Origin of the sequence: Actinomyces slackii (assembly GCF_900637295.1) — a bacterium.
Lineage (GTDB): Bacteria > Actinomycetota > Actinomycetes > Actinomycetales > Actinomycetaceae > Actinomyces > Actinomyces slackii.
This window is the reverse complement of record NZ_LR134363.1, coordinates 808282-820227: the sequence shown is the minus strand read 5'-3', so window position 1 is coordinate 820227 and position 11946 is coordinate 808282. Positions and strand designations below refer to the sequence as shown.

Sequence of the window (11946 nt, the reverse complement as noted above, 5' to 3'; positions counted from 1 at the left end):
GCTCGTCCGCGCCGCCCTGGAGCGCTCCGGGCAGCGCCGTCGGCTCCGGGGCCGGCCCTCAGCACTCCACAACGTTGACGGCCAGCCCGCCCCGAGAAGTCTCCTTGTACTTGGCGAGCATGTCCTCGCCGGTCTGGCGCATGGTCTCGATGACCGTGTCCAGGGAGACCGCATGCCGCCCCTCGCCCCACAGGGCCATGCGCGCCGCGTTGATGGCCTTGACGGCGGCCACCGCGTTGCGCTCGATGCAGGGGATCTGCACCAGGCCGCCCACCGGGTCGCAGGTCAGCCCCAGGTTGTGCTCCATGGCGATCTCGGCGGCGTTCTCGACCTGGGTCGCAGTGCCGCCCAGGGCCTCGGCCAGGCCCGCCGCCGCCATCGAGGAGGCTGAGCCGACCTCCCCCTGGCAGCCCACCTCCGCTCCCGCGATGGAGGCATTGGTCTTGATGAGCGCCCCCACGGCGGTGGCGGCCAGGAGGAATCGGCGAGCGCCGTCGTCGTTGGCGCCGGGGATGAAGCGCTCGTAGTAGGCCAGCACGGCGGGGACGATGCCGGCCGCCCCGTTGGTCGGGGCGGTGACCACCCGGTGCCCGGCCGCGTTCTCCTCATTGACCGCCAGGGCGAAAAGGTCCACCCAGTCCATGCCGCGCAGGGGGTCGGCCATGGCGAAGGCCCGCATGGGGCCGCTGTCCTGGGCCTGGAGCCGCTCGTGAAGCGCCCGTGCCCGACGCCGCACCCCCAGTCCTCCGGGCAACTCCCCCTCAGCGCTCATGCCCGCATCGATGCAGGCGCTCATCGTGCGGCGCAGCCGATCCAGGTAGCCGATGACCTCATGACGGGGCCTCGCGGAGAGCTCATTGGCCAGGACGACGTCGGCCACGCGCAGCTCCTCGCGCGCGCAGATCCTCAGCAGTGCTGCCGAGGTGGAGAAGGGGTAGGGGGCCGGTGTCGCGTGCGCCTGGGCCGCGGCCGCGGTGGTCAGGGCCCGGACGGCGGGGGCCTCGGGCGTGCCGGTCTCCTCCATGACGAAGCCGCCGCCCACCGAGTAGTAGGTGCGGCGCAGGATCTCTCCTCCGGCGGGGCAGTAGGCGGTCAGGGTCATGCCGTTGACGTGGTAGGGCAGGACCCGTCCGGGCAGGAAGAGGATGTCGGCCTGCGGGGCGAAGGGCACGGCCCCCACTCCCGCCACCTCCAGGGCCCCGGCGGCCTCGACCTGCTGCCATAGGGTCTCGCAGATGAGGGTGGGCACGGTCTCGGGCTCGTGCCCGGCCAGCCCCATGACCACGGCGCGGTCGGTGGCGTGCCCGCGGCCGGTGGCGCCCAGGGAGCCGTAGAGCTCGACGACGAGGCGGGAGGGGGTTGGGCCCTTCAGCTCCGCCAGGGCGCCGCTGAAGGCGCGGCCCGCCCGCATGGGGCCCACGGTGTGCGAGGAGGACGGCCCGATGCCGATGCGCATGAGGTCGAAGACGCTGAGCGGACGGGGAGCCTGCTCGGCGGCCACCTGCCCGGCCATGAGCCCGGCGGGGGACGCGGCCTGGGGCGCCGGCATCGGCGTGGTCTCCGCGGCGGGCGCCATGGGCTCAGTGGGCTGGGGTCCGGCAGGATCAGCGAGCCCGGCGGGCCCAGTGTCCGCAGCGTGCGCCACCCGCTCCGGTCTACCTGCGGCGCCGGCAACGGTGGCGGCAAGGTTGAGTGCTCTCACCGATCCAGTGTGCCCGACAGCGCCCGCGGCTCAAAGCCGTGCCGGGACGGCACCCTGCGCCTGCCTACGACTCCGGGCGAGACGGCGCAGAACGAGATACTCCAGCACAACCGTGCCGACCGCACCGCACAGCAGCAGCCCCACGCCTATCCTGCTATTGATGACGCACTCATGGGGGATTCCTTCGACGCGCTCGACCCACGTATGAAGCATGAATAACATGTTGCTCCCACACCCAACACTGCGACCATTATCAGTCGCCAGGGATGCATCGAGCCACGCCCAAACCCACAGGCCGAAAATAACGACTGGCGATACCACCGTCATAAGCGACCTGAGGATGCGGTGCCCAGTGCCACTGGGCACCGCAATCCATGGCAGTAGAACCGCCACCGCCCCCAGGAGCAGAAAGACCATCGTCGCGGCGAACGCCGAGAGTTCATCCGGAGTCATCCATCCAACACTCTCTTAAATGGTTGCCAACATCTAGACGGACAAGAGATAGGGAGATAATTAACATTCTCCACACGCATGCAATCCAAAACCACCACAAAGGGCCATCGAGATCGCGACCGCCGAAGCGTCACCCCCGCTTGAGGCCGTACCAATTAACATCAGTCTTGCCTTGCTCTGCAGCAATTGCCATTGATTGCTCAATGGGGATATTTGAACGATTAGGGGTCTTCTGAGAGATCCTTGGATTCTCAGACGGAACCGTCACCGAACTCACAACCATCACATGGTCTATAGTTCCATCAGCCTTCCCATCGGGATCCCAATCCACGTAGAGAAGATCTCCGGCGGCAGCATTGTAGACGTTGTCAAGCCATACATACGAGCCTTCCAGTACGTAAGTGTACTGGTAAGACGAGTTGACCCAAGTGCGCGACGGCCCAAATGGCCCGCTCAGATCAGGGCTCCAGTTGGCCGTATTGCGGGGGTTAACCCCGTCATCATACTCCCAACCCCCCGCATGTAGCACCTGAGAAGCGAAGTTTGCGCAATTATTACCCATAACTGGAAAATCTGGGTTGAAATCATCCGGATTCACGTCGCCATCATATGGCGGTGATGTCCATTTCTTCGCATACCTCGACATGGCCGCCTCGTCTGGATTGGTCGTATTATAGACCGGAACGGCAGCAGTATCCGCAGGAGCGTTCGATGCATCGTCAGCAACACCTCCAGCGGACGTCGTTGAACTGCTCTTATTAGCCGAAGACTCCTTGGGAGCATAATCATCGGGAACATCGTTAGGGTCCCCGACCTCTTCGGAGCTGACCACAACATCCTCCACTACTGAATATCCAGCGCTGTCAGACCCGGTCAAAGTGATATTGTGACGGTCTGATACGATACCGGGATCTCCGGTACTGCCGGTCTGGGAGTAGAGGAACGTTGTCGACACGTCCAAGACAACAAGAACCGTCCCATCATCCTGGAAACTGGACTCAATGATCCTCACATCGCTCTTTGCCGACGTCACTGGGATGCCATCAGCGATCATCCGATCTCGCACGCCTTGGTTCTGCTCCTCAACCGACGTCAGGCTCGACGCCCCAGTGGACGCGCTCTTATCCGTCCACTGCGCGTCAACAATCGCCTGATACTCGGTCACTGTCTTGAGTACCGCATCAGCATTTGGTGGGCTCTGGGAACTGGATGCTGGCGGAGATACTTGAAGACTGAGAACCAGCACCATAGCCAGAAGCAATAGAATCAATGACTCCCATCGTCTCACAACTAGGCGACGCACGTTAATCACCCCTCAGTTCGATCGTGCGAATGCGATTTTGAGACTGTGAACTACAACACCAGCCTCCGTAACTAACGTAACTATAACGATGGCCCCGCACAACCCCTGCGCCGATATCTCAGCTATTTTCAATATATCACCCAGCAAACTCCTATTTCCAGAGCCGCAGCGCCGTCTCAGGGCCCCAGGACGGACAGCGGAACGACGGACACGCCGTCGGGCCGCATGTGGGCCACGCCGACCGGGATGACCACGCACAGACCCGAGGGCGGGCGCTCGATCTTACCGGCCACGCGCAGCAGATTCGCCGCAGCCTCATCGACGCGGGCCTGCCCGAGCTTGACCTCGACGCCGAGCCAGGACCCGTCCGCCCCCTCGATCACCGCGTCGATCTCATCACGGCCCTTGGTGTCCCGGAAGTGGAAGACCCCGCGCGCTCCGACGCTCTGGGCATAGACCCTCAGATCGTGGACCACCTGGGACTCGAAGAGGAACCCCAGGGTCTCGGGATCAGTCAGGAGTCTCCGACTCCCCGCCCCCATGAGGGCGGCGGCCAGCGATGGGTCAGCCAGGTGGCGAGTCGGCGCCTGCGCCGCAGCGCTGGCCGAGCGCAGCCGGGGCGACCATGCGGGCTGATCCTCGACCAGGAAGAGCCGCTCCGCCAGGTCATGCAGGACCGCCGGGGCCGCAGGTCCCAGAGCCCCGGAGTACTCCTCCTGCATGCGCCTGACGATGGCGGCTTGGCTGGCTCCCTGTGACACCAGCCCGGCCAGCGCCACCAGGTAGGCCCGGAATCGACGCGGATCACGACGCCCACCCGCCACCGTGGCGTACTCATGCTCAACGATGTCCTGGATATAGGACTCCATCCGGGCACGGGCGCGGCGCTCGTTCACGTCGAACCATCCTGGCCAACCGCCGACGACGAGCCGCTCCACGACGCCAGCCAGTTCAACGCCGCTCTCGGCGAGCTCGGGCTCACGGCCGCTCATGAGCCTCGCCAGGCTGACCTCACCCGTCGAATGACCCGTCTCGTACAGCGTCATGGTGCGCAAGAGCAAGGACTGCATGCGGCCGGCCCCCGAGTGCCGCAATGGATCCTCGTCGGGACTGGCGGAGCCGGTGAGGATGAACTGGCCGGGAGCGCGCCGACGATCCACCGCGTGACGCACCTCGTTCCACAGCCCCGGCACGAGCTGCCACTCGTCCAGGAGACGCGGCGTCTCACCCTCCAGCGCCGTCTCCGGCGAGGACTGCGCGAGGCGGGCCCGCGGCGAGGACGAGTCGAGTCTCAGCACGGTGGCCGCCACCTGCAGCGCCGATTCCGTCTTGCCGGTGGCGCGGGCCCCGCGCAGCACCACAGCCCCGCTGGAGTCCAGCGCCTCCCGGATGAGCGGATCGAGGATCCTCGGCATGTACGTCATGCCACCATCCTACGGGACTCACGGAGTTATCCACGAGTGACTCGCGGATTTCTCCACTCCTGAGGAGTGGAGTTCTCCATCAGAAGGGAGTTGGTTTCTCCACTGCAGGCGGGCGGTACCACCGTGTCGGGCCACCGGCCGAACCCTCGCAGGGCTCCGGCCGGCGTCGTGGCCCGTCTCGACCCACCGCCAGCCGGCCCCGTCGTCGGACTCAGTCCGTTGAGCGCACCAGCCACCAGGCCGCGTAGGGCGGCACGGGCACGCGACCATCCCCGGCACCCTCCAGGGAGGATGAGCCGAAGGGAACCGTATCGGTCAGAACATCGGTGGCCCCCATGACGCCCAGCTCGGCCAGGGTCCGGGCCGAGACCGAGCGCCACTGCGGAGTCACGTTGTACACCCCCACGAAACTGCCCCGCGGGTGATCACGGTGAGTGACCAGCACACCAGGGTCATCAACATCCTGAACCCGGGTGCGCACGCTCGCCTCCAACTGGGGCAGGCCGGCGCGGACCCGCGCCATGCGCGCCAGGTCGGTGAAGACCCGACCCTCCACGGTGGCACGATCGGCGCGGTTCTCCGCTCGGGCGCCATCGAGCCGGGGTCGCCCGGCCCACCGGCAGTCTGCCTCATGCCCCGGCTCGGCATCCCAGTTGGGGTCATTGGGCTGGGCGAGCTCATCCCCGCTCCAGATGACAGGAATCCCGCCCCAGCCGTAGAGGATGGCATGCGCCATGCGCAGGGCGTGAATCCGCTCCTCGCGCCAGGTCCACAGCTCCTCGGCCCGGAACTCGGGGGTGTCATCGGTGACGCCCTCCCAGGCCTCGGCCGCAGCCTCCAGCCCGATGAGGGAGGCCGCGGTTCCCGCGATGCGCCGATCCCCGGTGGCCGGGTTGTGCTGGAAGACCAGGCCCCGGGCATCGGAGGTGGGGTACTCGCCCGAGTACCAGTCGGCCAGGAAGGCCCGGTGATCGAATCCGGACAGGCCCACGGCGGCCGCGTCGCCGTCGTCGATCGCCCAGCCGATGTCGTCGTGACAGCGCAGGTAGGTGATCCAGGTGGCGGAGGCGGGCTCCACCGGCAGGCTCTGGAGCGCCTCGACGGCCAGGCGCGTGTCCCGGGTGGCGAGCATGGACCAGACCTGAACCATGAGGGAGTTGTGGTAGGCCAGATCCGAGACCTTGCCGGTGTACTTGCCCTGCCCCAGGTACTGCAGCAGCTCGGTGGGGGCCACGATCGCCTCGGCCTTGAGATCAACGGCCGGGCAGGCGATGCGGGTCAGGGCCCGCAGGGCCTCGGTGATGGCGTGGACCTCAGGCTGGCCCTGGCAGTCAGTGCCCTTGCGCTTGATGGTGAAGGCGATGGCATCCAGGCGCAGCACCTCGACGCCGCGGTTGGCCAACTCCAGGATGATGCCGGCGTACTCCTCCATGACGCGCGGGTTGCGCCAGTTGATGTCCCACTGGAAGGAGTTGAAGGTGGTCCACACCCAACCGTCGAGCTCCTCATTCCAGGTGAAGTTGCCCGGGGCGAAGTCCGGGAAGATCTCGGGCAGGGTGGCCTCGTAGGCGTCGGGCTCAGTGCGGTCGGGGAAGATGAGGAAGTAGTCGCGGTAGCGCTGCTCGCCGGCGCGGGCGCGCACCGCCCACTCGTGCTCGGCCGCCACATGGTTGAGGACCAGGTCGACCACCAGGGAGATGCCGGCATCGCGCAGCTCGCCGGTCAGGTGGGACAGGTCCTCCATGTCCCCCAGGTCCTCGCGGATGGAGCGGTAGTCGGCCACGGCGTAGCCGCCGTCGGAGTCCCCGGGCCTGGGGGTCAGCAGCGGCATGAGGTGCAGGTAGGTCACCCCCAGCTCGCGCAGGTAGTCGATGCGGTCCTCCACGCCGCGCAGGGTGCCGGCGAAGCGCTCGGTGTAGGCGGCGTAGCCGATCCGGCCGGGGTCCTGCGCCCAGGCGGGGTCGAGGGTCCGGGCCAGGTCGAGGCGCCGCAGCTCGTGGTCGCGCTCGGCGTAGGCGTGGGCGGCCCGCTCGATGAGCGTTGTGGCGGCGTCGGGCGCGGCCTGGCCGTACAGGGTGGTCAGGCCGTCGATGAGGTCGGGGTACCAGCGCTCGACGCGGGTGAGGAAGACGTCTCGCTCGCTGGCCTCCAAAGGGTCCAGGGCGTGGAAGACGACGTCGTAAAGGGGCTCGGGGACGATGGCGGCGGCGCTCATGCCCCCATCATCCCCTGCCACCGGCCCCGAGGGAAAGGAGATGGTTCGCCGCGCGCCCGATCAGCCGTCGGTCATACGCCGTGTTCAGGGCCCACTCGCTGGGCAAGGTCCTCGGCGGGGAACCAGATCATGCGGCGCCCCTGCTTGGCGGAGGCCAGGAGCCCGCGGGCCTCCAGGTCCTGCAGGTCGGTGCGCGCCGTCTGCGCCACCACGCCGTGCGTGGCGCGATGGGTCTCCACCGTGGTGCTGGCGGCCGGGTCCCGCAGGAAGGAGTCGATGAGGGCGATCTGACGGTGATTGAGGCCGAGGCCGCGCAGGGAGCGTGAGGCCCGGCTCATCTGGCCGGTCTTGCGCTTCAGGTACTCATCGAGGTCGTCGATCGCCCGGGCGACCACCCGCGCCTGGGCGAGGAGGAAGTGCGTGAGGTCTCCTTCGTCCCTCTCGGTCAGCAGGAAGCTGCGAGCGTACTGCGCGGGCGCGCGGTGCAGCAGGCGCGAGATGGAGAGGAACTCGGTGAGGAAGAAGCCCTGGCGCAGCATCGCCCAGTAGAAGACGGCGCGTGCCGTGCGCCCGTTGCCATCGATGAAGTAGTGGTCGTAGCCCATCATGAAGTGCAGGGTGATGGCCCGAATGAGCGGTGGCACATAGGGACCTGACGACTGCAAGGCGTCGCCGGCGCTGTCGGCAGCGTTGGCGAATGCGCACAGCCGCTCCATCCGCTCGGGCAACTCCTCGGCTGCAGGCGGGATGTGGAGCACCTGCTCATCACCCTCAGTGCCGTAGATGCGCACCCTGGCCTCGCCGGGACCCTGGAGACGCCCGGCGTCATCAGGATCGTCAAGGGTCCCCTCGGTGACGACGCGGTGGATCTGGGTGATGAGCGCAGGGGTCAGGGGCTCATCCTTGATCTCAGTGATCCACTGCATGACACGATAATTGTTGAGAATCATGCGCTCGCTGCGGTTGCGCGGGGACCGGTCCTCACGCAGCATCTGCTTGGCCCGCACGCGGGAGGTGGAGGCGCCCTCCAACTGGGAGGAGGTGATGGCCTCCTCCATGAGGGAGCGCACGAGGTAGCGGTCCCGGGTGGCTGCGTTGACCACTGGCTCGGGCAGTTCGATCTGGCCTCGAGCTCGCGCCGAGACGTCATCGACCAGACGCAGGAGCGGGTCGGGCAGGTTGTAGGTGAGCCGCGTGCCATCAGTCATGAGGAATGGGGTGGGGCGCGCGTTCTGGGCCCGACGCAGGCGCACCGCCACCCACCACTCCTCGCGAGTGACGTCGGTGGGCGGCTCATGCCGGAAGTGCCACTCCCAGGGGTGGTAGTCGGAGTCGAGATCCGGATTCGGGGCGCTCAGGACTGCGAGCAGACGCTCCGCACTCAGTTTGCCGACTAACTCATCCAGCCTGGCCGGCGGCGGGACTGGGGTCTTCATGCAAGCCCTCCCCTCTGTCACTTGCTGCTAATTTAACCTTACTTAGCAGCAAGTGACAGAGGGGGGCACCCCAACAGTGGGGGCACGCCGTCATCCGCTCCGGCCTCAGCCTCCTTGGTCGCTCGACACCCGATGGACGACCATCAGCGACCGATGTGGAGGGCTTTAGCCTTCTCGATCTCTTAGTATGGAGAAGTAACCTTGCATTGACCTGCTGATCTGCGAGAAGGCCGTGCCATGCCCACGCCTAATCCCCTCCAAAGCGGTCATGGGTCACCCGCCTGCTCGTCCATCAGGGCCTCGGCCGCCCTCGGCCTCGCGCTCCAGGAGGCTCTCCTTGACCGCCAGCCCATAGCGGAAGCCCCCCAGCGAGCCGTCACTGCGAGCCACGCAATGGCAGGGGACGAAGAGAGCCGCCGGGCCAAGCAAACTCCTCCCCTGGCCCGCAGCGCACTTCCCGGCGTCATGGGCGCCTGCTCGGCAGGTCGGCTCAGCAGATGGGGACTGGTCGTGCACATTCATTCATGAGCCGCACCAGTGCGCCCACCCAGGAATCCGCATGATTCCGCGGATCCGCCTCCCATGCCTCCAGTGCCGAACCATGATGAATGTGCATCAGCGTCGCCGATGCACATTCATCCCTGTTCGCGGAGGCGGCAGCGAACCCAGATCGTTGGGATCCCAACGATCCCCCACGCAGCCACCCAGAATGAATGTGCAACGCCGGACCTCACCACGACCCCAGCAGCACCACCCGCAGACACACCCGCCACGCCACCCCACGAGGCGCAAGTGGGGTGTTTGTCATCGGTTGGGTCATTCCCGACACCATTGAGTGGGCGCACTGTTTCGTATACGATATTGATGTGAGTGAGCATCTCCTGCACGGGAAACCGGTGAGCGACGAGCAGGTCCAAGCCTGGGCCGACGAGGCCGAGGCCGGCTACGACCTGGCCGACTTGCCTGCGCCGCGCCGAGGCCGCCCGCCGGTGGGAGAAGGGCCGGGCACGGTGGTGCCCGTACGACTGGATCAGGAGACTATCGCCGCACTGACCAGGCGGGCGAACAAGGAAGGACTGGCCACGCGCTCGGACGCGATCCGCGCCGCTGTGCGCGAGTGGGCGCATCGTGCGTGAACTGCACCAGCCTGCTCGCAAGCACTACCAGCGCGACCGCCTGGACGACAAGGCCGTGCTGCACGCCGCCGAGCATGTGCTTAACTCCCGCCCCCTGGACGACGAGGATGACCCGAGACGCTGGCTCATGATCGGCGTTGACCCTGCGGGGCGGCTGCTCGAGGTCGTGTCACTCATCTTCGACGACGGCTACGAACTGATCATCCACGCAATGAAGGCCCGCAGCCAGCACCTCACGGACCTCTGACCGCCGCCCGGAGCCGCTCGAACCACGGTCACCTTGGCGGTCATGGGTCACCCGCCCGCTCGTCCATCAGGGTCTCGGCCACCCCCGGCCTCGCGCTCCAGGAGGCTCTCCTTGACCGCCAGCCCATAGCGGAAGCCCCCCAGCGAGCCGTCACTGCGAGCCACGCGATGGCAGGGGACGAAGAGAGCCGCCGCGTTGAAGGCGCAGGCACCGGCCGCGGCCCGCACCGCCCGGGGGCTGCCGCACAGGGCGGCGTAGTCGGCGTAGGTCACCACGCGCCCCGGCCCAACACCGCGCAGCACCTCCCAGGCCCGCTCACGGAAAGGCCCCGAGCGCTGAAGAACCGGCACCCGCGAGGGAGCCTCCAGGTCGCCGTCATAGTAGGCCTCGAGGGCGGCCAGCGCCTGGGCCAGCCCCTGGGGCTCGGCACCGGCAGGCGCTGGCCCGGCCGACCCCCTCAGGTCCTCGGGGCGCAGCGAGGGGTGGATGAGCCCGAGCAGGTCGCCCGGATCCTCAGTCCACCCCGAGGCCAGCACATGGCTGCCCGCGATGACCGCGAAGGGGCCATCGGGGGTGGGGACCGTGGCAACGGCCAGCTCCCCCGCACCCTCCGGGGATTCCTGGGTCTGAGTCATGACTCTCTCCTTCACATCTGCTCCCGCGTCCGTGACAGTCTGGACCACGCCGCGCTGCGCGCACCACCCTGCGCCATCAGGCTCCGCCAGGGACATGTCTCAGGCGTCCCCCGCTCACGGAGGCCCATGCCGACCCAACCGCTCGGATCACCGGAAGGCGGCCTCCACAGCGGCCTGCGCCTCGGGCCAGGGGATGCGCTCCTGCTCCAGGCGCACGCCCTGGCCGACCACCATCTGCCACGCCTGGCGCTCGCCCTCACCGAGACCGGCAGGCACCGCGCGATCGTGGTTGCCCTCAGCCCCGGGGTCGGCCACCGCCAGTGGCCGGTATCGCCGCAGCGTCGCCGCATCCATGAGCACAGGCGTGAGGTCCACGCACTGAGCACTCGGCTCCTCGCCCCTCAGGCGCTGCGCGAGCGCCCCGAAGATCGCCAGGCCGTCAGCATCCAGATCACCCCAGTAGACCAGGCGCCGCGCGCCCCGCACCCACGCGATCTCAGTCAGTGCGCTCACGACCGCCTTGCCGGCGCCCCACACAGCCACTGCTCCGCCGCGCGGTTCCAGAGCCAGGAAGGTTGCCAGGTTCTCCACAATGACGACGTCAAGCCGTCGCCCCGGCCACAGCCTCCCCGCCTGCCCCACCGGGACACTCACATCCTCCAGGCCGCCGACGGCGAGCTCCTGGTCGAGCACCCGCAGCCGCAGCACCGCCTCCACCCGGCGCAGCCCCAGGTCGAGCCCCTCGCGGGGCACGCCCCGCACCGATGCCAGCAGCCGCGCCACCACTCGCCGGTGCTGCTCCAACCACTTCGTGTCGAGCCCGGCGATCGGCAGTTGGCGCAGGTAGAGGCCCGACGCCGGATGCTTGGCCAACCAGCGCACGGCCGCCGCCAGGCGCTCGACATCGTCATCGGGGTAGTCGGCAACCTCACCGATCACCGCGGCCACCGCCTGCGCCAGGTCCTCGCCGGCTGTGCTCGCCGGGGCCACGGCCCCACTCGCGCTCGCCCCCACATCCGCCAGCTCGGCGAGCAGGTACGCACCCCGCTCGCGCACGAGCGCCCAGTGCTCACTGCGCCCGGCAGTGCGCGCAATCGCCTCCGCACCGACCACCTGCACACGCACGGGCACCTGCTGGATCCCCAGGCTCGGCCACCGCCGTTCCTGGCGCTCAACGGTCCCCAGGCCCTGCTGCTCCCACCGCCTCCACGAGGCCATCCACGTGGCCACTGCCTCCGCATCCGCTAGTGCAGCGCTCTGCGTGGGTGGCGCGAGAGCCAGCACGACGTCGGCCGCCTGGGCCGCAGCCGGGTCGACGGCCCAGGCGGCGAAACCGCGCCGGTAGCGGACAGCTGCGCGGGCGGCGAGGTCGGCGGGGGTGCGCATCTACTCCTC

11 protein-coding genes are annotated in these 11946 nt (G+C 67.9%); 2 read left to right on the top strand and 9 right to left on the bottom strand.

Annotation, left to right across the window (positions count from 1 at the left end; all coding sequences use genetic code 11):
• Nucleotides 1-58 precede the first annotated feature (58 nt).
• From EL266_RS03360 to EL266_RS13855, 7 genes are all read right to left on the bottom strand, one after another.
• Nucleotides 59-1576 carry an L-serine ammonia-lyase gene (locus tag EL266_RS03360; protein WP_026426357.1) on the bottom strand — a complete coding sequence of 506 codons (1518 nt, stop codon included), beginning with the start codon at nucleotides 1574-1576 and terminating at the stop codon, nucleotides 59-61.
• A gap of 156 nt (nucleotides 1577-1732) precedes the next feature.
• Complete coding sequence (locus tag EL266_RS03355) at nucleotides 1733-2155, bottom strand: hypothetical protein (RefSeq protein WP_026426356.1); 423 nt, start codon at nucleotides 2153-2155, stop codon at nucleotides 1733-1735.
• A gap of 130 nt (nucleotides 2156-2285) precedes the next feature.
• The gene (locus tag EL266_RS03350; RefSeq protein WP_169719937.1) at nucleotides 2286-3320 is read right to left on the bottom strand and encodes an amidase domain-containing protein; all 1035 of its coding nucleotides are present in this window, start codon (nucleotides 3318-3320) and stop codon (nucleotides 2286-2288) included.
• Nucleotides 3321-3634: 314 nt separating this feature from the next.
• Nucleotides 3635-4882 carry an ATP-binding protein gene (locus EL266_RS03345; RefSeq protein WP_026426355.1) on the bottom strand — a complete coding sequence of 416 codons (1248 nt, stop codon included), beginning with the start codon at nucleotides 4880-4882 and terminating at the stop codon, nucleotides 3635-3637.
• A 211-nt stretch (nucleotides 4883-5093) separates the two neighbouring features.
• The gene (locus tag EL266_RS03340) at nucleotides 5094-7097 is read right to left on the bottom strand and encodes an alpha-amylase family protein (RefSeq protein ID WP_026426354.1); all 2004 of its coding nucleotides are present in this window, start codon (nucleotides 7095-7097) and stop codon (nucleotides 5094-5096) included.
• A gap of 71 nt (nucleotides 7098-7168) precedes the next feature.
• Nucleotides 7169-8533 carry a Fic family protein gene (locus EL266_RS03335; protein WP_026426353.1) on the bottom strand — a complete coding sequence of 455 codons (1365 nt, stop codon included), beginning with the start codon at nucleotides 8531-8533 and terminating at the stop codon, nucleotides 7169-7171.
• Nucleotides 8534-8806: 273 nt separating this feature from the next.
• Nucleotides 8807-9055 (bottom strand): MGMT family protein, encoded by a 249-nt coding sequence (locus tag EL266_RS13855; RefSeq protein ID WP_269471446.1) that lies wholly within the window; start codon nucleotides 9053-9055, stop codon nucleotides 8807-8809.
• Between the two features lie 344 nt (nucleotides 9056-9399).
• On the opposite strand from EL266_RS13855, the gene EL266_RS13640 reads away from it, so the two are divergent.
• Together EL266_RS13640 and EL266_RS03320 are read left to right on the top strand one after the other, a co-directional pair.
• Nucleotides 9400-9669, top strand: a complete 270-nt coding sequence (locus tag EL266_RS13640; protein ID WP_232012101.1) for a ribbon-helix-helix domain-containing protein — start codon at nucleotides 9400-9402, stop codon at nucleotides 9667-9669.
• Nucleotides 9662-9916, top strand: a complete 255-nt coding sequence (locus EL266_RS03320; protein ID WP_026426351.1) for a hypothetical protein — start codon at nucleotides 9662-9664, stop codon at nucleotides 9914-9916. The genes EL266_RS13640 and EL266_RS03320 overlap by 8 nt, the downstream gene beginning before the upstream one ends.
• Nucleotides 9917-9963: 47 nt before the next feature.
• Here the strand turns inward: EL266_RS03320 and EL266_RS03315 are convergent, their stop codons facing one another.
• Together EL266_RS03315 and EL266_RS03310 are read right to left on the bottom strand one after the other, a co-directional pair.
• A complete protein-coding gene (locus EL266_RS03315) occupies nucleotides 9964-10551 on the bottom strand; it encodes a methylated-DNA--[protein]-cysteine S-methyltransferase (protein WP_034514628.1) in 588 nt (195 codons plus the stop codon).
• 147 nt (nucleotides 10552-10698) lie between these two features.
• Entirely contained in the window at nucleotides 10699-11937 is a 1239-nt protein-coding gene (locus EL266_RS03310; protein ID WP_051280957.1) for a DUF3322 domain-containing protein, read from the bottom strand.
• Nucleotides 11938-11946 lie beyond the last annotated feature (9 nt).